The sequence below is a fragment of the Flavitalea sp. genome (genome assembly GCF_035489435.1).
Taxonomy (GTDB): domain Bacteria; phylum Bacteroidota; class Bacteroidia; order Chitinophagales; family Chitinophagaceae; genus DATHKG01.
The window spans coordinates 1-23,139 of the sequence record NZ_DATHKG010000066.1; the positions used below are offsets into that span (position 1 = coordinate 1).

At 42.8% G+C, this 23,139-nt stretch carries 16 protein-coding genes; 10 read left to right on the forward strand and 6 right to left on the reverse strand.

The features are described 5' to 3' along the window. Positions 1-631 (reverse strand): futalosine hydrolase (mqnB, locus tag VK664_RS10180; RefSeq protein WP_461398546.1); only part of this gene is annotated, 631 nt, incomplete at its 3' end. A gap of 70 nt (positions 632-701) precedes the next feature. On the opposite strand from mqnB, the gene VK664_RS10185 reads away from it, so the two are divergent. From VK664_RS10185 to fabD, 4 genes are all read left to right on the forward strand, one after another. Continuing rightward, a complete protein-coding gene (locus tag VK664_RS10185) occupies positions 702-1,112 on the forward strand; it encodes a 6-pyruvoyl trahydropterin synthase family protein (protein ID WP_461398547.1) in 411 nt (136 codons plus the stop codon). Positions 1,113-1,224: 112 nt separating this feature from the next. After that, a complete protein-coding gene (locus tag VK664_RS10190) occupies positions 1,225-1,647 on the forward strand; it encodes a 6-pyruvoyl trahydropterin synthase family protein (RefSeq protein ID WP_461398548.1) in 423 nt (140 codons plus the stop codon). 171 nt (positions 1,648-1,818) lie between these two features. Then, positions 1,819-2,415, forward strand: coding sequence for a GTP cyclohydrolase I FolE (gene folE, locus VK664_RS10195; protein WP_461398549.1), 597 nt, complete (start codon positions 1,819-1,821; stop codon positions 2,413-2,415). A gap of 143 nt (positions 2,416-2,558) precedes the next feature. Then, on the forward strand, positions 2,559-3,449 hold the full coding sequence (fabD, locus tag VK664_RS10200; protein ID WP_461398550.1) for an ACP S-malonyltransferase: 891 nt from the start codon (positions 2,559-2,561) through the stop codon (positions 3,447-3,449). Between the two features lie 144 nt (positions 3,450-3,593). On the opposite strand, the gene VK664_RS10205 is transcribed toward fabD, so the two are convergent. From VK664_RS10205 to VK664_RS10215, 3 genes are all read right to left on the reverse strand, one after another. Next, entirely contained in the window at positions 3,594-4,904 is a 1,311-nt protein-coding gene (locus VK664_RS10205; protein ID WP_461398551.1) for a PQQ-dependent sugar dehydrogenase, read from the reverse strand. A gap of 570 nt (positions 4,905-5,474) precedes the next feature. Next, a complete protein-coding gene (locus VK664_RS10210; RefSeq protein WP_461398552.1) occupies positions 5,475-5,939 on the reverse strand; it encodes a GNAT family N-acetyltransferase in 465 nt (154 codons plus the stop codon). An 85-nt stretch (positions 5,940-6,024) separates the two neighbouring features. Continuing rightward, the gene (locus VK664_RS10215; RefSeq protein WP_461398553.1) at positions 6,025-7,251 is read right to left on the reverse strand and encodes a trans-sulfuration enzyme family protein; all 1,227 of its coding nucleotides are present in this window, start codon (positions 7,249-7,251) and stop codon (positions 6,025-6,027) included. Between the two features lie 325 nt (positions 7,252-7,576). On the opposite strand from VK664_RS10215, the gene VK664_RS10220 reads away from it, so the two are divergent. Next, positions 7,577-8,623: a nucleoid-associated protein gene (locus tag VK664_RS10220; protein WP_461398554.1), complete on the forward strand. Its 1,047-nt coding sequence runs from the start codon at positions 7,577-7,579 to the stop codon at positions 8,621-8,623. A gap of 92 nt (positions 8,624-8,715) precedes the next feature. On the opposite strand, the gene VK664_RS10225 is transcribed toward VK664_RS10220, so the two are convergent. Then, the gene (locus VK664_RS10225) at positions 8,716-9,708 is read right to left on the reverse strand and encodes a beta-ketoacyl-ACP synthase III (RefSeq protein ID WP_461398555.1); all 993 of its coding nucleotides are present in this window, start codon (positions 9,706-9,708) and stop codon (positions 8,716-8,718) included. 252 nt (positions 9,709-9,960) lie between these two features. On the opposite strand from VK664_RS10225, the gene ruvA reads away from it, so the two are divergent. From ruvA to VK664_RS10250, 5 genes are all read left to right on the forward strand, one after another. Then, positions 9,961-10,545, forward strand: coding sequence for a Holliday junction branch migration protein RuvA (gene ruvA, locus VK664_RS10230; protein WP_461398556.1), 585 nt, complete (start codon positions 9,961-9,963; stop codon positions 10,543-10,545). Positions 10,546-10,664: 119 nt separating this feature from the next. Further along, complete coding sequence (gene sov / locus VK664_RS10235) at positions 10,665-17,753, forward strand: T9SS outer membrane translocon Sov/SprA (RefSeq protein ID WP_461398557.1); 7,089 nt, start codon at positions 10,665-10,667, stop codon at positions 17,751-17,753. A gap of 246 nt (positions 17,754-17,999) precedes the next feature. Next, complete coding sequence (locus VK664_RS10240; protein ID WP_461398558.1) at positions 18,000-18,758, forward strand: SDR family NAD(P)-dependent oxidoreductase; 759 nt, start codon at positions 18,000-18,002, stop codon at positions 18,756-18,758. A gap of 229 nt (positions 18,759-18,987) precedes the next feature. Beyond that, the gene (locus VK664_RS10245) at positions 18,988-19,506 is read left to right on the forward strand and encodes a hypothetical protein (RefSeq protein ID WP_461398559.1); all 519 of its coding nucleotides are present in this window, start codon (positions 18,988-18,990) and stop codon (positions 19,504-19,506) included. Positions 19,507-19,566: 60 nt separating this feature from the next. Then, a complete protein-coding gene (locus tag VK664_RS10250; RefSeq protein ID WP_461398560.1) occupies positions 19,567-19,887 on the forward strand; it encodes a hypothetical protein in 321 nt (106 codons plus the stop codon). 556 nt (positions 19,888-20,443) lie between these two features. Here VK664_RS10250 and VK664_RS10255 read toward each other — a convergent pair. Beyond that, positions 20,444-23,047, reverse strand: coding sequence for a PKD domain-containing protein (locus VK664_RS10255; RefSeq protein WP_461398561.1), 2,604 nt, complete (start codon positions 23,045-23,047; stop codon positions 20,444-20,446). Positions 23,048-23,139: the final 92 nt, after the last annotated feature.

Here is a 23,139-nt window from a genome sequence, read left to right on the forward strand (position 1 = left end):
ACACTGCCTCCCGGATCTGCCAGTTGGCTTTATTCCTTTCTCCTATATAATTTGAAACCGCGCGCAACTGGACGAAAGGAATACCGTTTTCAATGCAAACAAAATGAAACGCTGCTCCTTCCATGCTTTCAAGATCCGGACTGTACTTCCATTTTAGTATTTCGATTCTTCCCGGATCTGTTGTGATGGTATTGACAGTGACCCCAATAACCTGAGGGATATGGTTAAGATCCAGGAAGCCCGGTTCAATTGCTTTTAACATCCCACCATAATAGGGTGGTGAGTCGCTATCTTCCAAACAAAGATCAAACACATCCTTCCATTCGCCATTTTCAGTTACACCCATATCCGCAATTACATCAGAGGCTACCCTGTAAACAGAACCTAACGCATGATTGTTTGAAAAACTTCCAGCTATGCCAGCCTGTATTACAAGGTCAGGTTTAAATTGTTGCAAAGCAGCGGTGAGCCTGGCAGCGGTGGCCAGCATCCCGATACCACTCGTCAGGAAACGGATTTCAGGGCCCTTAGATCCGGAAGCTGCCTTACTGAGATAAGCATCGCGGAAGGGAGCAATTTCCATATCGGTGGCGGAGACCAGTAGGATGTTCATTGCTGCAAATATCTTCAAAATCCGGTTTTAGTTCCGATTATTGCCATTGTTTGCTTAAATATTAACTTTGCGAAAATTTTGAGGAGAAATGGTATATCTGACCAGGCAAGAACATTTTAATGCTGCGCACAAGCTTTTCAACCCTAAGTGGAGCGTGGAGGAGAACGAGCAGGTTTTCGGCAAATGCGCCAATGAGAACTGGCACGGGCACAACTATGATTTATATGTTACTATAAAAGGAAACCCAAATCCGGATACGGGGTTTTTGTATGATGTAAAAAGACTGAGCAATATCATCAATACTTACGTGGTTGATAAACTTGATCATAAAAATCTTAATGTTGATGTTGAGTTTATGAAGGGGCAGTTATGTTCTACGGAGAACCTTGCCATCGCTATCTGGAAGGAGCTGGCTCCTCATATACCTGCAGAAGTGAAGTTGCATTGCATCAAATTGTACGAGACGCCAAGGATTTACGTAGAGTATTTTGGTGAATAAAGCCAAACATTTACGCTACATCATTGTTCTGTGAGGCATTGGACGGGTTTTTGTTCTGTGAAACATTGGAACTGCAAACATCAGATCTGTTTTAAAAACGTTTTAAACTGTTATGGGAAACAAGGTCGCTGTATTCAGGAAAGAACACTTTAATGCTGCCCACCGGTTGTATAACCCGGCCTGGGATATGCAAAAAAATGATGAGGTTTTTGGTAAGTGTAACAACCCAAGCTTCCATGGGCATAACTATGAGCTGATCATAAAGGTGATAGGCGAACCTGATCCTGCCACCGGCTTTGTAATGGATATGAAGATGCTGAGTGATTTGCTGCGGAAACATGTGATTGAAAAGCTTGATCACAAAAACCTGAATCTTGACACTGGTTTATTTAAGGATAAAAATCCAACAGCAGAAAACATCTGTATTGTGATCTTTGATATCATGAGAAAGTTGATTGATCCTGCATTTGATATCCAGGTGAGGTTGTATGAAACGGAAAGGAACTTTGTTGAATACCCGGTTGAACCAGCTTAATATTCAACCAGGTTTATAATTTCGGTAAGGCATGTCTGAAAATCAGGAAAATCATTGATCATGGAAAATCATTGATCATGGAAAATCATCAATCCAGGCATAATTATCGACCAGGGACAATCATAGAACAGCATCAGAATTAAAATAATAACAGCAATTATACACTAGCATATGGGTTATAGGAAAGTTGAAGAATATGATGAGCAAACGACTTCCGGTCTGGAATCCACTTATAAAAAAGCCCTTAGCCTGCTCGGCGAAAATCCTGACAGGGAAGGTTTGGCCAAAACCCCTGAAAGGATGGCCAAAGCAATGCAGTTCATGACCCAGGGATATGCGATGGATGCAAAGGCTATCCTGGATTCAGCCAAGTTTCACGAAGACGTGAGTGAAATGATCGTTGTAAAGGATATTGAACTTTACAGCATGTGTGAACATCATATGTTACCTTTTTTCGGCAAGGCACATGTGGCATATATCCCCAATGGCTATATCACCGGCCTGAGCAAGCTCGCAAGGGTGGTGGATGTTTATTCAAGAAGGTTGCAGGTCCAGGAACGATTGACCACCCAGATACTCGGTGCTATAAAAGACTCCCTGCAGCCGCTGGGTGTAGCCGTTGTAATAGAAGCTTCTCACCTTTGCATGATGATGCGCGGGGTGCAGAAACAAAATTCTGTAACAACCACTTCCGCATTTTATGGTGAATTCGAAAAGAACGAAACCCGCAGCGAATTCCTTAAATTGATCACAGCCACACTTCACTGATTTAACCTCTGAAATGCAGGGTGGGAGGGACTGAGCGTGTTTCGAAAAGATCGGCACATCAGCAAAAATCCTTATTGTCGATAATCATTTTTTGCAAGTTTACCAGTTTAAGGCATTTTTGTCCTCTTTTTAAATGTTGTATTATGAAGCACGCCTATATTTTCCCGGGACAAGGTTCACAATTTCCGGGAATGGGAAAGGAACACTATACGCACAGCGCGTTTGCAAAGAAGATGTTTGAACAGGCCAATGAAATTTTAGGCTTCAGAATCTCCGATATCATGTTTGAAGGCACTGAAGCCGAACTCAAACAGACAAATGTTACCCAGCCAGCAGTTTTTATCCATTCAGTGATTGCATATAAAAGCATTGATGGTGTTCGTCCTGATATGGTGGCGGGCCACTCTCTCGGCGAAATATCAGCGCTTGTGGCCAATGGTGTGCTTCGTTTTGAAGATGGGCTCAATCTTGTGGCGGTCCGTGCTTCAGCCATGCAGAAGGCCTGTGAGCTCGCTCCTTCCGCAATGTCTGCAATTTTAGCGCTGGAAGATGAAAAGGTTGAATTGATACTGGCGGATATAACAAAAGAGAGTGGGGAAGTGGTGGTTCCGGCGAATTACAATAGTCCAGGGCAATTGGTGATCAGCGGATCCTTGCGTGGAGTTGAGCTGGCAAATGAACGTTTGAAGGCTGCAGGTGCACGCAGGGCGCTGATGCTGCAGGTAAGCGGAGCTTTTCATTCACCATTTATGGAACCGGCCATGGAAGAACTTAAAACGGTAATTGAACAAACTACTTTCTATACGCCTAATGCGGCGATCTACCAGAACGTGGTAGCAAAAGCAGTGGTGAGTAAAGATGATATCAAAAAAAACCTCATCGATCAGTTAACCGGTGCTGTTAAATGGTCGCAAAGCGTAAATGCAATGATCAGTGACGGTGCCAGCAGGTTCACAGAAGTTGGGCCGGGAAGGGTGTTACAGGGACTGGTGCATAAGATCAATAAAGATGTACAGGTTGATAAGGTTGATTAAACACAAAATTCAAGAGCATTTGAATTTCAGTCAGCAGGGCACATTTGATTAGATCTGAAAAAACCTGCAAAACGTTCTATCTGTTTCTTTATTGGGATTGCTGTATGCAGTTCTTTTGGAGATTGAGATTTGAATTAGCTCCGACTAATCTTTTTTTCCAATCCTGTAAAATCTACCCTGGTCCGTGATAGTATATAAAGCCCCGTCAGGACCTTGCACAATATCCCTGAATCGCTGACCTTCTTTTTCCAGCAGTCTTTCTTCGCCGGTAACGCGGTTATTGTCTATACTAAGGCGAACTACCTGTTGCCCGCCAAGACAGCTGATGAAAAGATTGTTTTTCCACTCAGGCATATTGGTGCCCGTGTAGAATGTCATACCACTGGGCGAAACCACGGGATCCCAATAATAAACCGGTTGCACCATTCCCTCTTTTTGCTGAATAGAATCGCCGATCTTTCTGCCGCTGTATTCAGTTCCATAGGTTATGATAGGCCAGCCATAATTACTGCCGGGCCTGATAAGATTTAATTCATCTCCTCCTTTCGGACCAAACTCATGTTCCCAAAGATCCCCGCTAACAGGATGTATGGCGATACCTTGTACATTACGGTGTCCATAAGAATAAATTTCTTCGCGGTCTTCGGCGTTTTTCGAACCTGCAAAAGGATTTCCGGATGCAGCCTTGCCTTCACTGGTGATACGGATAACTTTACCAAGGCCGGAATTCAGTTGCTGAGCCTGGTGCCTTGTCTGGAGATGAGCTCTTTCGCCGGTTGTTAAAAATAAATTACCTGCTTTATCAAAAAGTAATCTTCCCCCATAATGTATCGTGCCTTTATAAATGGGAGTTGCACGGTATATTACGGAAATATTCTCCATTGTTTTTTCATCGTTCGATAACTTTCCTTTGGCAACGGCGGTAACATTTTCTTCTCCATGATTTTCTGAAAATGCCCAGTACACTATCCTGTTTTTATCAAAGTCAGGATCAAGGGCGAGCCCGAGCAAACCGCCCTGGTCGGATGGGTTAACCGCAGGTAAGCCTGTGATCGGTTCACTCAAGGCGCCTTTGTTGTTTACAATCCGCATATCACCAAACTTCTGGTTGATAAGAAATCTTCCATCCGGCAAAACAGCAATTGCCCAGGGCGATCTTAATTTGTCGGTTAATATTTTGGCCTCATAAGGTGTTTGAGTAGAGATACCTCCTATGCGTGTCTGACCCGCAAAAGCTGCTTTGTAATTTGTATTTGGTGGTTTTTTTTCAACGGGAGCTAATGTATCCGGCAAAACCTTTCCAGGGATATTGCCAGATATATCAGTGTAAGTGGGATCCGTGTAAGTTGGATCAGTGTAAGTGGGATCAGTGTAAGTTGGATTTGTTTCATGTATGAGATGAAAACCTTTCCAACCATTCAATAATATGCAAAAAGTTATGACAAGTTTAAACATGAAGAACTGCGTTTTGATGATAAAAGGAGAAAGAATTCATCAGAAGGATCTATTTCAATGAAATGGAATCTATTTCTATGATAAGTAAATCTATAAACTTAAAACATTCACGAAAACTTCATAAAAAATTTATCAATTCACTGTCTACCAGAATCAGGATCGAATATCGCAGGAAAGATAGCCCTGGAAAAATCTTTGGTAACCTGGAAAAATCATCTGGTAACCTGGAAAAGTCCTCTGGTAATATGTCAATTTGGACAGTTTTTTAAAATGACCGCTATTTCAGTCATTATACCCACCATTTGACTGAAATAGCGGTCATTTTCAAAATCGCGTGTCAAAGAGCTCCCTGGTGCCTTAAGAGTGGTGCTATAAGACTGATGCTATAAGACTGATGCTTTAAGACTGATGTATTAAGACTGATGTATTAAGACTGGTGCCCAAAGGCTGATGCTTTAAGTCCTGTGCTTTAAGTCCCGTGCTTTAAGTCTGGTGCCTTAAGATTGGTGAAATAAGTCTGTGACTTAAGAACTCGTACCTTAAGAACTGGTACCTTAAGAACTATAATTATTAAAAACTCATACTGCAATTAATCCATTCGTCATCAAGCGTTGCACCGTATCGTTTATAAAAATTAATTGCCGGTTCGTTCCAGTCAAGCACCTGCCAGACCATTCCTGAATATTTTTTTTCTTTTGCTTCTTCAATCAAACGATCGAACAACAACTTACCAAGTCCATGGCCGCGCATATGTTCGGTAACAAGCAAATCTTCAAGATACATGCGCTGACCTTTCCAGGTGCTGTAACGGATATAATATAAAGCAAAACCCTGAACCAGGCTTGTACCATCATCTTCAGTAACTTCTGCTACAAAGGCCCACCATACCGGCTTTGTTCCAAAGCCGCTTTCCACAAAATGTTCAAGCGTAACCGTCACTTCTTCCGGTGCCCGTTCGAAAAGAGCCAGTTCGCGAACCAGTTCAAGTAACCTGGAACAATCGCTTTCAACAGCTCTCCTGATATTAATATTCATAACAATGCTTCTGGGTTTTAATAAATGCGATGTTATCTGTTTTATGCTGGCATTTCGATTTGATGGTGCAGGTGATGCATCTTGTTTATGCCAGCGCCTGTTCAAGATCTGCCATGATATCCTGCACATTTTCCATACCTATGCTCATGCGTATGAGCCCGTCCGTTATACCATATTTTTCTCTTTGTTCTTTGGGTACTCCATAGTGAGTCATGGAAGCAGGATGAGACAACAGTGTATCGCAGGTGCCAAGCGACACGGTCCGGGTGCACATCTTAAGTTTGTTCATCATCGCAGTGCCGGCATTTAATCCGCCTTTCAACTCAATGCTCATCATGGCACCCGGATGCTTCATTTGTTTCATCGCTGTATAATAATCAGGATGTGAGGGCAGTCCGTTATAATTGATCTTTGCTATCGCTTTATGTGTTTCGAGGTATCCGGCAATCTCTGCTGCATTGTGGCAATGACGTTCCATTCTTACCTCCAGTGTTTTCATCCCATTGATCAGCAGGAAAGCATCAAAGGCATTGCCATTGGCACCCAATAAACGATGGACCTTAGTGGCTTTTGTTTTCATAAATTCTATATCTGTTCCCACAAATGCACCACCAATCGCTGTACCATGACCATTTAGAAACTTTGTTGTTGAATGAACTATATAATCAACTCCATAGCGGAATGGTTGCTGCAAATACGGAGTTGCAAATGTGTTGTCACAGGCTACGATCTTTCCATACTTTTTACCGAGTTTGGTCAGCTCTTCTATATCAACACACTGAATAGTCGGATTCGCCGGGGTTTCGATATAGATCATCCTGATACCGGGATCCGCTTTAAGGATATCTTCTGTTTTCTGAAGATCGCGGAGGTCTGCAATGATGCCTTCCATATCAAAATCAGGAAGGATACGGTTTATGATTTCCTGTGTGCCACCATACAATGAAAAATGTGACAGCACTTTATCCCCGGCTTTCAGGGTAGAAAAAAACAAGGTGCTGATAGCTCCCATACCTGAAGCATGAAGAATTGCTTTGGCTTGCAAAGATTCACCATTGGCTGCTGAGAGATTGAAAGTTTCCATGGCTGAGATTTTTTCTTCTGCCTCCTGCATGGTTGGATTACCCCACCTGGAATAGATAAATCCATCTTCCTGGCCGCTGAACCTTCGCATTCCCTGTTCTGCATTATCAAATGTATAAGTTGAAGAGGCATAAATAGGTGTAAGATGCGCGTAATTTGGATCCTGCTGGTGACCGCCATGTATAGACAATGAACTAAAACCGCTCAATGGAAAATTCTTATCAGCCATAAAAAAAGTTTAGGCTGCAAATTAGTCAATAACAAAATGCAAACGGTTCTCGATTCAATTTTCTAATTTGCACCCCCATAACCAATAAACCAGATCCATAACCAATAAAGTAAAACACATAACTTAAAACCAAAATAAGTAGAACTCATAACTTAAAACCAATAAAGTAAGACCCATAAAGTAGAACCAATAAAGTAGAACCAATATCTCAAAACCCACGACCTATAACCCATAATCTATATCTGATCTATAAACCATAAGTTTATCCCATAATTCATCAATTCTTAACTCACTCATAACTCATCACTCATAATTCATAACTCAATTGATCGCTTCTTCAGACATTTTATTAAAGCATTTAATCATACATAAAGTAGGAAACCCCACCAGGGGTCAGGAGTTGAAACTATCAGCCGGTGAAGTGGATATCAGGGAAGAAATACTCAATGGTATTCTCAAAAAATATTTTCTCTCCTCATTTAACGAAAACGAATTATACCGTTTCTCCCACCTTAGTGATGTGAACCTGAACGAAGTCTACACCTATGTTTCAGCCATTTTTGAAGATGCTGAAAGTTTTGTAGGGCAATCAAAGCTGATAGCTCAGTTCCTGTATTCAAAATCTACGCATGTCAGGGTCAAAGAAGGTGAGTTATACATTGCGTATTTCGGTAATCTGCCCTTTGATGGACAAGATATTTCAGGGATAGGAATCTTTAAATCAGAAAACCGGGATACATTTCTGACGGTTTATCCGCAGGACGAAGACATCACCTTATCTGCTGAAGCCGGGATCAGTGTAAATAAACTGGACAAAGGTTGTCTTATTTTCAGGGTTGAAGGTGAAGATGGTTACCGGGTTTGTGTGGTTGATAATACAAACAAACAACAGGAGGCACAGTACTGGATAAATGATTTTTTGCAGGTGAGCCCGCTGGGGGACAGCTATCATCAGACCGACAAATATCTCAATCTTTGCAAGCAGTTTATTACCAATGAATATCCCGAAAAATTTGAAGTAACAAAGTCTGACCAGGTAGAGATGCTTGGCCGCTCAATGGAATATTTCAAATCCAAAGAACAGTTCAGCCTGGATGAATTTGCCCATGAGGTGATTCATCATGAAGATGTGAAGGACTCATTCATGAAGTATAAAAAGAATTTTGAAGCTTCGAAAAATTTCGGAATGGATGATGAATTTGACATCCATTTATCAGCCGTTAAAAAACAGGCTGCTGCTTTCAAAACAGTTGTAAAACTTGATAAAAACTTCCACATTTATATCCACGGGCGTCGCGATCTCATTGAACGTGGCAGAGATGAGATGAGTGGAAAAAAATATTATAAGATTTATTATGAAGAGGAGCATTGATCCTCTCTTCACAAATCAAGCTACTATCATCATTTAATCCCGACGTTTCTTTAATCCCGGTATTCCGACTGAATTTACAGCCGGGTTGCTGATTAGTAAGCCCATTTAACCCAGGTTGCTCCCCAGGTAAAACCGCCTCCGAAAGCTGCCAGCACCAGGTTGTCACCTTTTTTCAACTGCTTTTCGTAATCCCAAAGGCAAAGTGGAATAGTGGCCGCGGTGGTATTACCATAACGATGAATATTCAGCATCACTTTTTCAGCTGGCACGCCCATTCTTTCAGCAGTGGCATCAATAATACGTTTGTTTGCCTGGTGAGGTACCAGCCACGCGATATCATCCCCGGTAAGGTTGTTTTTTTGTAAAAGCTCAGCACTCACATCGGCCATTCCTTTGACTGCGAACTTGAATACAGCCTGTCCCTCCTGGTAAATGAAATGTTCTTTTGAAGCAACTGTTTCAACTGATGAAGGTTTCAATGAACCACCCGCCTTCATATGCAGATGTTTGCCACCGGCACCATCGCTTCTGAGAATAGAATCCAGGACCCCTGATCCATCGGAATTTGGTTCAAGCAATACACCTGCAGCACCATCGCCGAATATAATACAGGTTGAACGATCAGTATAGTCTACAATAGAGCTCATTTTATCTGCTCCCATCACTACAACTTTTTTATATCGGCCACTTTCTATCAGTGCCGAGCCGGTAGTGAGTCCATAGAGGAAACCGGAACAGGCAGCAGCAAGATCAAATCCCCAGGCATTTTTGGCACCAACTTTTTCACAAACCAGGTTCGCTGTGGAGGGAAAAAACATATCAGGAGTTACTGTAGCGACTATCAGGCAATCAATTTCAATGGGATCTATTCCGCGTTTAGCACAAAGTTCCAGAACTGCAGGAACAATCAGGTCAGAAGTACCTTTACTCTCACCGGTTAAAATGCGTCTTTCTTCTATTCCTGTCCTCGTGCGTATCCATTCGTCGGTTGTACTTACCATCTGTTCCAGATCCTTGTTGGTAAGTTTATGATCGGGTACAAAACCTCCAACTGCTGTGATGGCCGCGTTAATTTTCTGACTCATTATGTTCAAAGAGATTTAAATTTAGCTTCAGGTTCGCAAAATTAACGGAAAAACATTCATATTCGGGATGTTGTGTCGACCCTGGTCACAGTTTAAAACCAGAATAAGCGAACAATAAAGACAGACCAGGCAAACAATAATCACCATCAATTGCCTGATTTAATAGGAATCACCTAGCTTAATTGAAGAAATCTGCAGATTTCTGAAATATCCAAAATTGCTATTTTAGTAATTCGCTTTACTTTCGCGCCGATGATAGCATTTCTCAAAGGCAATTTTGTCCATAAAACTCCGACCCTCGTTCATGTTGATGTGAATGGAGTTGGCTATGAACTGCATATCAGTCTCAACACCTACATCCAGATTCAGTCCCTTCCCGCAGGAACCTTATTTACACACCTGCATATCCGGGAAGACGCCCATTTGCTTTACGGATTTTTCGAATTGTCAGAAAAAGAGATGTTTTTGATGCTTACCAGCGTTTCCGGAGTGGGCACCTCTACCGCGAGAATGATGCTGTCCAGCCTCAAACCTTCGGAGATTTCAAAAGCTATTACCCAAGGCAACACAAAACAACTGGAAAGTATCAAGGGAATCGGTAAAAAATCTGCCGAAAGAATCATCCTGGAACTCAGGGATAAAATGGGCCGAATCACTTCTGAATCAAATATTTCCCCTCTTATAAACAATACCCTTGAACAGGATGCGTTAAATGCACTTATTGCTCTGGGTATAGCAAGGTCGACCGGCGAACAAGCCATTCAAAGGGTACTCCAATCAGAGCCGGAACTCAGTCAAGTTGAACACATCATTAAAAAAGCTTTAAAATCAATTTAAGCCTATCGCCGGATCTCTACCTAACTAATTCTTGAGAAACCAGATTGTTCCTTTCATCAAACCAAATCATTCTAACTGCGGTTAAGTTGTTTGCCTGTATCCTCATGTGTTGTTCAAGTGTGAACGCACAACAGGATTCAACAAAAACAACTTCCACTGCCGATACGCTTAAGTTTCCCCTCCAGGACAGGAGAGGCGATCGCTTCAGCAACCCGGTCAGGTCATCTTTTGACCTAAAGGATCCCTCAAACATCACTGACTCAATTGTTTACGATCCGGCAACGCGCCAGTATTTCATTATTGAAAAAATTGGCGGCTTCTACTACCGGAAACCAACTTATCTCACTTTCGATGAGTTTATGCAAATTCAGGCCAGGAAGTCTGAAGTTGATTATTTCAAAAAACGTTCAAATATCCTCGACGGTCTGAATAGAAAACTGGTAAAACCAAAAATGTCGGTCACCGACAACCTCTTCAACCGCATATTTGGAAATGGCAAAGTGGAAATACGCCCCCAGGGTGATGTTACCATCATTGCCGGATACCAGGGACAGAATATCAAAAATCCAGCTTTACCCGAAAGGGCCCGTAAAAACGGTGGGTTTGATTTTGATATGAATGCCAACCTTAGCGTGATAGGCAATATCGGGGACAAACTTAAACTGCCAATCAGCTATAATACACAGGCAAATTTCGATTTCGAGAACCAGCTGAAACTCGATTACACGGGTACTGAGGATGAGATTATCAAAAGAATTGAAGCGGGTAATGTCGCTTTCACTTCAAAAGGTACCCTGATCCCGGGTGCCCAGTCTTTGTTTGGAGTGAAGACACAATTGCAGTTTGGAAAACTTTTTGTTACCGGTGTACTTGCCAATCAACGTGCACAAAGACAGACACTTGGATTGCAAGGCGGTTCTACCAAGAGTTCATTTGAATTCAAGGCGCATGATTACGAAGAAAACCGTCACTTCCTGGTGGGCCAGTATTTTCGCAAGAACTACAATAAGGCGATGAAGAGTTTGCCGGTTGTTAATTCCCAGGTCCAGATACTCAGGATGGAAGTCTGGGTTACCAACCGTAACGGGTCCACTACCGATACCCGCGATATCGTTGCGCTGATGGATCTTGGTGAAACCGAGCCTTACAACCAGGCATTCAGACCTAATCCACCGAGTCAAAACGGATTGCCGGCGAATGATGCAAATCCACTTTACAGGGAGGTTATAAACACGCCAAACAGCCGGAACTCTTCTTCTATAACCAGTATATTATCATCCAAAGGCCTGCGTGCAGTCCAGGATTTTGAAAAAACATTTGCAAGAAAGCTGGCACCAACAGATTTTTACTTCAATCCACAGATTGGTTTTCTTTCCCTGTCTGTTCCCTTACAACCGGATGAGGTACTCGGTGTGGCTTACCAGTATAGCTATAATGGAAAGATCTACCAGGTGGGTGAGTTCAGCCAGGATGTTCCGCCCGATACTACCCAAACTGTAAGTGGTACTCAAAAAATACTGTTCCTTAAATTATTGAAAGCAACATCGCAAAGGACCAATCTTCCGCTTTGGGACCTGATGATGAAAAACGTATATGCGTTAAAAACCCGTGACGGATATACCCTGTCATCGGTTCAACCTGCAGATTTCAAACTGAATGTTTTATATGAAGAACCCAGCCAGGGATTAAAACGTTTCCTGCCTGAAGGAGATAAACCCGGTACTCCGTTAATTTCGATATTGAATCTTGACCGGTTAAACGCGCGTAATGATCCTTTACCGGATGGCGTCTTTGATTATATTGAAGGTTTTACCGTTATCTCCCAACAGGCCAGGATCATTTTTCCATTGCTCGAACCTTTTGGAAAGGATCTTGATACACTTGCATTTTTGAACCAGCCGCAGAGCGTAAAAGACAAGTATATTTTTTATCCCCTGTATGATACGATAAAGGAGATCGCAAAAAACTTTGCAAATCTTGATCGCTATATCATCAGTGGTTCGGCCAAAGGTTCCAACACCTCTGAGATTTCACTTGGTGCATTTAATATTCCTCCCGGCTCAGTTACCATGACTGCCGGTGGACAGGTACTAAAAGAAAATATTGACTATACCATTGATTATAATCTTGGCCAGGTAAAGATTATTAACCAGGCGATATTGAATGCCGGCCTCCCGGTAACAGTTCAGTTTGAAAACAATGCAAGTTTTGGAATCCAGCAGCGAAACTTTATGGGTCTGCGGCTGGATTATATGGCCAAAAACACGGAAAAAGAATCATTGAGTATTGGTACCTCCGTGGTAAGATTGGGGGAAAGACCCTTTTTCACCAAGACTTCCTACAATGAAGATCCCATCAAAAATACCATGTATGGTCTTGACTTCAACTATCGCGCTGAAGCACCAAGGCTTACAAGATGGCTTGATAAGTTACCTTTTTATACAACAACGGAAGTAAGTACGATTACTGCCTATGGTGAAGCTGCTTTGTTGCAGCCCGGCCACCCAAAACAGATTGGAGAGGGTAGTGCCGGACTAATCTTCGTTGATGATTTTGAAGGAACACGTAACTCAATCGATCTCCGTTTCCCGCTTACCAACTGGGGACTGGCTTCTACCCCGGCAGGCAATGGATTGTTTCCTGAAGCTGAAGGGCATGATTCACTTCCTTACGGGTTTAACCGCGCCCGGGTATCCTGGTATAATATCGAGCCGGTGTTGCAGGATAAAAGAGGAGCTAATAACCCGGTAAAAGGTTACCAGGATTTCACCGATCCACGCATCAGGGCCATTGAAGTAAAACAACTTTATCCCCAGCGTACGGCAGATTATGGCCAGGCGCAACTGGTTACTTTTGATATGGCATTTTATCCGAAGGAAAAAGGTCCTTATAATTTTGATGCAAGACCAGGCAGTGTTGATGCTAATGGCAAACTCGCAAACCCTCAGACAAGATGGGGTGGAATTATGCGTGGCCTTGACCAGGTGGATTTTGAAACCGGTAATGTTGAATTTATTGAATTCTGGTTACAGGATCCTTTCATAAAGGACCCTTCGCTAGGTGTTAACGGTGGTCAGCTTTATTTTAACCTTGGTAATATTTCAGAAGATATTTTGAAAGATGGTAAAAGATTTTTTGAAAATGGTATCAGTGGTGCTGTTACCAAAACACTTGAAGATTCGAATACCCGTTGGGGTAAGGTACCTGGCAACCCGATACAGGTAACCCAGGCATTTAGTAATGACCCGGCAGACAGACCTTTACAGGATGCAGGGCTTGATGGTCTGGACGACCAGGCTGAAGTAAGAAAGTTTGGCGAATACCTGAACCAGTTGCTGACAACTTTTGGCGCCAACTCAAAGATTTACCAGGATGCGCTTAAAGATCCTGCAAACGACAACTTCAAAAATTACCGGGACGCCACTTATGATGCCGGCCAGACAGATATACTTGGGCGATATAAAAATGTAAATAGCCCACAGGGGAACTCACCGGTTGCGACTACGGGTGATGAATTTGTAAACGCCTTTACATTGTACCCTGACCAGGAAGAATTCAACCGCGACAACACGCTCAATGAGCTGGAAGAATATTTCCAGTATAAGGTTGATTTAAAAAACAGCGCTTTAAGGGTTGGACAAAATTTTATTACCGATACAAGAGTAGTTACTCCGAACGGTGGCTTACAGGAAAAATGGTACCTGTTCAGGATACCCATTGCCGAATATCAATTGAAGGTTGGTGACATTCCCGATTTCAAATCAATCCGTTTTGTAAGAATGTACCTGAATGGATTTGAAGATTCAGTGGTACTTCGTTTTGCAAAACTGGAACTCATTCGTAATACCTGGAGAAGGTTTAACTACGAGCTGGATACGACAGGTCAATACCTGCCTATTCCGGATAATACAACAACTACTTTTAACCAGCTTGCGGTTAACGTAGAAGAGAACAGTTCACGTCTGCCAATACCTTACCGCACACCGCCGGGTGTTGTTCGCCAGCAACAATTAAGCAATAACAATGTGAACCTGTTATTGAACGAACAATCGCTGAGTATGCAGACCTGTGATCTCAAGCAAAATGAATCAAGGGGTGTTTTTAAAACCATGAATCTCGATCTGAGGCAATATGGTAAACTCGAGCTTTTCATACATGCTGAGTCCATAAATTCGAGCGGTGATATCAGGGACAATGAATTGTATAGTGTGATACGTATAGGCGCGGATCTGATTAATAACTATTATGAAATCAAGATGCCGCTTAAGATGACGCCATGGGGCGCTTCAGACGATGCGATTATATGGCCGACCCAGAATGAATTGAACCTTTCAATCGAAAGACTGACAAAATTGAAAGTGCTCCGAAATGTTACCGGTAGTGTCGGTACATATTTCAAGTCAACAGACAGTGATGGTAAGGAATATGGTATACTTGGAAATCCAAATCTCGGGGAGATAAGAATATTTTTCCTTGGGGTAGAGAACCGCCGCCAGGCCACAGCATGTACTGAAATCTGGTTCAATGAACTCCGGTTATCAGAACTGGATGAAAAGAGTGGCTGGGCAGCTTTGGGTCGTGTTGACATTAAACTCGCGGACCTCGGAACGGTATATGTGTCCGGAGGTTCAAGAAGCATAGGTTTTGGCCTTCTCGAACAAAGAGTGAATGAAAGGTCAAGAGAAAATTATGACCAGTTTGATATTGCAACAAATCTTGAACTCGGAAAGTTGTTACCACAAAAAGCAGGTATTTCAATCCCGGTTTATGCGGGCCTCCAAAAAGCGGTTTCAACCCCTGAATATGATCCATATGACCTTGATATAAAACTGAAAGACAAATTAAGAGCTGCACCTGCTGAACTAAAAGATTCTATTCGTGATGATGCCGTGGATGTGCGGACAATCACCACCCTCAATTTTACCAACGTTAAAAAGAATAACACCACCGGTAAGGTTCAGAAACCATGGAGCATTGAAAATATCGATCTGAGTTATTCATACTATAAAGAAGAACAACATAACCCGCTTATTGAAAATAATAAGGTGACGCGGCATCGTGCGGGACTTGGTTATAATTATGTGGCAACGCCAAAGTATTGGGAACCCCTGAAACGAAGAATCAAATCACAATCAAACTGGTTATCACTGGTAAGGGATCTTAATATCAATTACCTGCCTTCCCTTCTTGGGTTCAGGGCTGATGTAAACAGGCAGTTTGGAAGTTTCCGTCCAAGAAGTGTTGGTACGCCAAAAGGTTTTATCCCGGAAACCTATGACAAGTACTTTACTTTCGATCGTTATTATAATCTCCGTTGGGATCTTACACGTTCCCTGAATCTTGATTATACTGCCGTGAATAAATCATGGGTCGATGAAGATTCCGGCCGCCTCGACAAAAGTGAGAAAGCAAAAATGTGGGATAATTTTGCAAAGGGCGGAAGAACAATTTTATACCAGCAGAATGCTAACGTTTCCTATACTTTACCAACAGCCAAGATTCCTTTGCTCGACTGGACAAATATCCGTTTAGGATATGTTGCAACATTCGACTGGCTCGGTGCTTCACTGATTGCACGCAATTTTGGTAATTCAATCTCAAACAGTCAGCAGAAAAACGCGACGGCTGAATTGGATTTCACGCGATTATATGCAAAATCACGATGGCTGCGTGCATTGGAAGAGGAACCAGCTGAAGCGAACCCGGCTGCAGCTGCACCCGCAGGTGACAGCCTTGCCGCGAAAAGGCCAAGGGATAAAAATGATCCGCCCCAGATAAGTGGCGCGCTCAAATTAGCAGGAAGGTTGATCACTTCGCTGAAAAGAGTAAGTATTGCTTATTCCGAAAACGCCAGCTCCACTATTTATGGTTATACCGATAGTACACATATACTTGGTATGAATTTTAAATCAGGTGCTCCTGGGCTTGGATTTATATTTGGGCAACAACCCGATACCAGTTTCATCAACAGGTTTGCTCAAAAAGGCTGGCTCACTGCAGATACCAATTTCAATTTCCAGAACAGACAGGATTACAATCAGAAGCTTTCAATCAATGCACAGCTTGTGCCTTTCAGGGATCTCACGATAGACCTGAACCTGGATAAGAGCTTTGGTAAAGGCTATAGCGAATTATTTAAGGATACTGGTGGTCTGGGTGGTTTCGTGAGATTGAATCCTTATACCGCAGGTAGCTTCAGTGTCAGCTATATCTCTTATCAAACGATGTTTGAAAAGTTCAGCACCAACGAAGTAACGGCTACGTTTAAGCGCTTTGAAGATAATCGTATCCTCTTATCTGAAAGATTAGCAAAAGGAAATCCTTATTGGCAGAGTCTTCCGGCCAATGAGAAATTCCTGTCTGACGGATACTACAATGGATACAGCCGATATGCACAAGATGTATTGATACCAGCTTTCCTGGCAGCTTATACAGATAAGGATCCAAATTCAATTCCATTAATAAAACAGAATAATCCAAATATTAAGTCGAACCCATTCTCCGGCATATTGCCAAGGCCAAACTGGAGAATCACTTATAATGGCTTAAACCGCATTGGCAATCTTGATAAGGTGTTCAGCGCATTCAGCGTTAGCCATGCCTACAACTCCAACCTGAGCATGAACAGTTTCAATTCGGCACTGCTGTTCGAGGATCCTTTCAGGCTTAGTTATCCAAGCTTTATCGACACATTGACCGGAAGTTTTATTCCTTATTTCCTTGTCCCGAACATCTCTATCAGTGAAAGATTTGAACCGCTGATCAATTTTGATATGCAGTTCACCAACCAGGTAACGCTTAGTTTTGATTACAAGAAATCACGCACTGTGAGTTTAAGCCTTATCGATTTCCAGGTGAGCGAATCGAAATCGACTGAATATACAATTGGTGGAGGCTTCCGTAAACGTGGAGTTTTCTCATTTATACGTATCAAGGGTAAACCAATGCAGAATGACGCAAGTTTCAGGCTCGATCTGAGTATGCGTGATGATGCAACTTCGAACAGCCGTCTTGATCAGACACAGGCTTTGCCGACGGCAGGACAGAAGGTTGTGTTTATCAATCCTTCGATCGATTACGTGCTTAGTAACCGGGTTAACGTCAAGCTTTATTTCGAACAGCGTCGTGTTGAGCCAAAGATCTCAACTTCACCGCCAATCACAACAACCCGTGCTGGCATGCAGATCCGTATTTCATTGGCACAATAGCCAATTGAATCGCTAATTATTTTCTTTGATGCTTATTTCCATCAATGCACCTTTCAAAAGTCTCCGGGTTCAACCTGGCACAGATTGTCTTATCATCACCCGCGAGTTAACTCATCTCTAATAACAACTCATAACTAACTCATCACTCATCACTCATAACTCATATCTTCTTCAAGTCTTCTTCAAGTCTTCTTCAAGTCTTCTTCAAGCCTTTTTCTTAAATTGCGATTTCTTAGAAGTTTCATTATGGCAAAAATAATTTTGGTTACGGGGGCAACTTCGGGTTTTGGAAAGGCAATTGCTGAAAAGTTTGGATCGGCAGGTTATGATGTGATTATTACGGGGAGAAGGAAGGATCGCCTCGAACAATTAAGCAAAGACCTGAAGGATAAATATGGTACAAACAGTCATCAGTTGGAGCTGGATGTGCAGGATCGTGAAGCAGTCGCAACAGCAATTGGAAATTTGCCGGAGGAATGGAAAACAATAGACCTTTTAATCAACAATGCGGGTCTTGCGCTTGGGCGGGATTATTTTGAAGAAGCATCGCTGGATGACTGGGATACGATGATCGATACAAATCTTAAGGGACTGTTGTATATAACCAAAGCAGTAGTTCCATTTATGATCAATGCGAAGCGTGGACAGATCATAAATATAGGTTCAACTGCAGGAAAAGAAGTATATGAAAAAGGCAATGTGTATTGCGCAACAAAACATGCAGTCGATGCCATTTCAAAGGCAATGCGGATAGATCTGTTAAGGCATGGAATTAAAGTAACTGCCGTTCATCCGGGGGCTGCTGACACGGAATTTTCGAGAGTAAGATTTAAGGGCGACGAAGAAACTGCAGCTAAGGTTTATGAAGGATATAAAGCACTGGCTGCTGAAGATATAGCTGACATCTGTTATTACTGTGCAACGCTACCTGCGCATGTTTGTATCAATGATCTTGTAGTAACCTGTACGGCCCAGGCGAACTCTTTTCTGACTTTTAAAGGTTAATGCAAGTTATCCTGGTTCTAAAATCTGGCAAACCTTGTAATAATTCCGATCCTTCATCGTTATCATAGAGAATAAGGAAGCAAAAAAACCAGCCTGAAATTCCATCGGTCAAAGGGATAGTAGAAGGGAAGAAAAATTGAAGAAAGAGAAGAGAAACCGGAGCAAGGCACTTTGATCGTTCAGAATCTATGACTAGTTTTGTTCCTGAATCCTCCAATAAATCCTAATTATGAAAATTACCATTCGCAATATCATTGCTCCACTCTGTTTATTATTGTCGGGTCAACTTTCTGCTCAAACCGATCACATCAAACAACAAGGTTGTGACATCAAACCTTACCAGATTTCGATAGACAGTCTCAAACAAATTTATTCAACCCAGGGCTACACTATTGTAAGAGAAGCTTCTATGACTATGGAAAGTCAATATGAAATGCCCATAGTTGTTCCTATGAATGAGGGCACCTGGTATCAGTTCATATTTATCGGCGACCCCGGCTCAAAACTCTACGAAGTTCGTATGTTCGATTGGAGCGAGAAACAGGTAGTGTATAAGAAAAATCAATGGGGTGAAGTAGATGGCAATATCATCACCTATAACTATGTTCCCAAGACAACTGAATACCATATGATCAAACCGGTACAGGTGAATAAATCAAAAAAGAAGTTGTGCGGCTATGTATTGTTGTTGAAAAAAACAGCAGCTGCATCGACTGCTGCAACCACAGCTGCAACTGTATCAAAATAATAGTTTCTCAATTAAAAAGTTGCGCGGGGAGATGGAGTAGGTTGACGAATTTGTACTAGTATGACAGAGCAACAGTTCTGTTTCATTCCTTCGCTCCGTTGGGAGCAGGATGGTGCCTTTTCGCGTCTGTGTCCCGTGGTTAGTTTCATTCTTTATGCCGGTGGCTGCTGTTGTCTCCGGTCAGCTTTTTGTGCCTTGATCGGCTTTGTCAGGCATTCATCAGGTGGTAGTTGCTGCCCCGCCCTGATCGGCTTCAGTAACTCTAACCACGGTACGAAGGCCGCTCAAAGGCACCATCCCGCTCCCAACTCACTCATCCATTTGGAAGATATGCGACCAGTCATTACAATTCTTACCAGTCCTTTATTGCTATTTTCATAGTTGGATTTATTGCCGGTATCATCACGGCCGAATATCTATATCGAGATTGTTTATATATAATTCAACAAGTGTAATTAAAACAAGCGTCATACAGAAAGCTTATTCGGATAACAATAATTGTGATGACAACAACTCTGATAACTGCAATGCTGATAACTGTAGTGCTGATTATGGAATACGACACTGCAATACTAAAAACTCCAATAAGTGAATGTTGAATTGTGTTGTGCTGATCGCATATTTCCTCAAGTGAGTGAGGTTAGAACGTGCAGGATGGGCCTGAGGTTGGTTTGATTTGCCACATTCGATTCCTGTTCGGAGTTACTAAAGCCGATCAGGGCCCAATACCAGCTACCGCTAAATGCATACTTAACAAAGCCGATCAAGGCACTAAAAGCTGACCGGAGGCAACAGCAGCCATCAGCGTGAGCAAACAAACTAACCAGGAATCACAGTGGCAAAATCAAACCAACCGAAAGGCCCATCCGGCGAAGTTTAGAACCGAGTGAACGCCATGAACATCGAAAATCAACAGATCACCATTAAGGAGCAGGAATCATCGTATCAACATTGCCGTCCCGCGCTTTTGCATCGCTTTACCGGTATAATCAATCCCACTGACCATCCAGACAAAGGTTCCGCTTTGCTGCAGTTTTCCTCCAAGCATTCCATCCCAGCCTTTACCAACTTCTGAAGTCTCATATACCAGCTGACCATAGCGATTGAAAACCCGGAAATATTTCAGCTGCTTAATTCCAACAGGAATAGGTCTGAATATACGGTTACGCCCCGTTGGTGTAAAGGCATTAGGAACAAAAATATCCGGTCCTGATTTGAACACTTTGATGTTAATAGTATCGAGTGCAGAACAACCTTCTTCTGTAAAGGCTCGCATAATATAGGTCATGTTATCATTCAAATGCACCACCGGCGCTGAAATATTACTGCGGTTTAGGTAGATGGATGGTGTCCACTCATAGAGATCGGATCCGGAACCAGTCAACTGTAATGGCTGGCCTATCACAATAGAAGTATCGTTGCCGGCAAAAGCATTTATTTTATCTTTAACGCTTACAAGTATGTCATCAACGCCGGGCTTTGGGCAGCCAATATTATCAAAAACAGTCAACGTGTAAACGGTTGACCTGCGTGGAAAAGCAATGGGATCAAGGTTTGTAGAATTGCCAAGTGTGTTTGCCGGTGTCCAGACGAAACGATTCCCTGTCATTGAAGCATGAATCTGTGCGGTGTCATCAAAGCAAACAGTGGTATCCTTGCCGGCATTTGCAAATGGATAAGGCACGGTGCTGATATTTATGTCTTCAGTCTTAGAGCATTTCCCAATGGATGCAGTAACGGTGTAAAGCGTGTTGCCAATCGGCTTAGCTATAGGATTTCTGATCAGTGGATTGTTAAGTGTCGGTGCCTGTGTCCAGCTGAATTTCAATCCATCACCATAAGCGTTTAACTGCGCAGGATCGGTTAAGCAAATGGTCGAATCTGGTGTGGCATATAAAGTTACCTCGTCTACCACACGCACACGAACCGAATCTGTATTTACACATCCATTATCATTGAGATGAACATAATACCAGGTGGTGGTTTTCGGGTATACGATGGGGTTGATTAAACCCGCGTTGATTATATTGTAACCAGGCGACCAGGTAAATATGCCTCCGCCCCTGGCACCTAATTGCAGGGAATCAATACTGCAAATAAGAGTATCACGAAAGTTCAGGTCCACCAATGGTTTATCCCTCACCTCAATAACCTTTGTAACGTTTGCTTCGCAACCTTTGTCGGTAGTAACATTAAACACAACCTGTTTAAAACCTGCAACGGCATATTTCCAGGATGCAATCGGGATGTTGTTGGTGTCGTTTGCTACCGATTCATCACCGAAATCCCAGGACCAGCTATTCACCGATCCATATTTAGCCCTGGTTGTATCCGTAAAAATAAATGGGTTCTGATAACAGGAACCGGTTAATGAGAAGCCCGGTGAAAATCCGGGAAAAACAAAAAGTTTAGCCGTAGCTGAGTCGGAACACTGTTCATTTTTATTGATCACCAGTTTAATATTGAAAACACCTGTATCACCATAGGTAAAAGCCGGGGAGGCCAGGGTTGAACCAGCGCCCGTCTTATCACCGAATTCCCAGGTATAGGTGTGAATCAATGAACTTGAAGGTGCTTCGTTTCTGAAGTCGAATGTAAAATCTTCGCATGAACTATAGGTCGGCTTTAGCAGGGCCGCCGCGAGATCGCATCTTTCATCAACCTTAATATTGAAATCTTTACGGTGATCACTGATCATTTTGCCATGCCGCCACTCGCGGACAAGTACACTCATTACATAATCACCGCCTCTCGGGGCAACTCCCGCAATCAGGCCTGTCACCGGGTTGATGGTGACCCCTTTGCCAAGCGGCTCCTTACCGGAAAAACCGGAAGCATAGTTCACAAACTGGATCGACCCCGGCGGAACAGGGTTAAGTACTCCGCCGCCGCCGCCGCCGGGTGCGTTAAACGCGTCTATGAACTCATAAGACAGTGAGTCACGGTCAGGATCAACGGCCCCAAAATCCAGCTCGAAAGGGCGGTTCTGACAAATCAGCACGGTGTCTTTTACCGCAAATGAGGGGCTTGAATTGTGTTCTCCCGGCAGTATGGCATCAATACCGTGGATGTTGCTGGTATAGGATGAACCGATATTATTATTTGGGCTGAGATTTGACAGGTTTTCAATCCGGCAGCAACGTTGGAACACCGCAGTATAACCGTTCGGATCTCTTGGAAGATCTACACTTCCTACATAGGTTCTGAGCCTGTAACAAACGGGGGATGGATTTACTATACAGGGATTTGGCTGGCGGATGTTTATGAATTCATCTCCGACCAGTGGGAAGTTAAAAGGAGAGCCGGCAATAGACTGGTTATCAGAAATCCTGAATATCCCGATATTGGCCATTTCATCAAGCTGCTGGCCGGAAGCATTGCATTCAAGAAAAAGCCGGAGCGTGATTATATAGCGATCGGTGTTAGGGTTAGAGCCGGCACCCTGGTATTCATAGGAAATCTCTCCACCCTTAATATGTCTTGCCAGGATGTTTTGCATCCACAGGATAGTCAGACAAGTTATTAAGATCAGTTTTTTCATTCACTCGTAAGAATTAAATACGGAGGATCTCAAGTCCGGGTTTGCCGCGTACCTAAACATATTTCTGAACTTAAAGAGTAGAAGATTTCGCA

Coding starts and splice junctions, on each gene's coding strand:
- VK664_RS10185 (WP_461398547.1), top strand. CDS start 702: ATGGTATATCTGACCAGGCAAGAACATTTTAATGCTGCGCACAAGCTT.
- VK664_RS10190 (WP_461398548.1), top strand. CDS start 1,225: ATGGGAAACAAGGTCGCTGTATTCAGGAAAGAACACTTTAATGCTGCC.
- folE (WP_461398549.1), top strand. CDS start 1,819: ATGGGTTATAGGAAAGTTGAAGAATATGATGAGCAAACGACTTCCGGT.
- fabD (WP_461398550.1), top strand. CDS start 2,559: ATGAAGCACGCCTATATTTTCCCGGGACAAGGTTCACAATTTCCGGGA.
- VK664_RS10205 (WP_461398551.1), bottom strand. CDS start 4,904: ATGTTTAAACTTGTCATAACTTTTTGCATATTATTGAATGGTTGGAAA.
- VK664_RS10210 (WP_461398552.1), bottom strand. CDS start 5,939: ATGAATATTAATATCAGGAGAGCTGTTGAAAGCGATTGTTCCAGGTTA.
- VK664_RS10215 (WP_461398553.1), bottom strand. CDS start 7,251: ATGGCTGATAAGAATTTTCCATTGAGCGGTTTTAGTTCATTGTCTATA.
- VK664_RS10225 (WP_461398555.1), bottom strand. CDS start 9,708: ATGAGTCAGAAAATTAACGCGGCCATCACAGCAGTTGGAGGTTTTGTA.
- ruvA (WP_461398556.1), top strand. CDS start 9,961: ATGATAGCATTTCTCAAAGGCAATTTTGTCCATAAAACTCCGACCCTC.
- VK664_RS10240 (WP_461398558.1), top strand. CDS start 18,000: ATGGCAAAAATAATTTTGGTTACGGGGGCAACTTCGGGTTTTGGAAAG.
- VK664_RS10245 (WP_461398559.1), top strand. CDS start 18,988: ATGAAAATTACCATTCGCAATATCATTGCTCCACTCTGTTTATTATTG.
- VK664_RS10250 (WP_461398560.1), top strand. CDS start 19,567: ATGACAGAGCAACAGTTCTGTTTCATTCCTTCGCTCCGTTGGGAGCAG.
- VK664_RS10255 (WP_461398561.1), bottom strand. CDS start 23,047: ATGAAAAAACTGATCTTAATAACTTGTCTGACTATCCTGTGGATGCAA.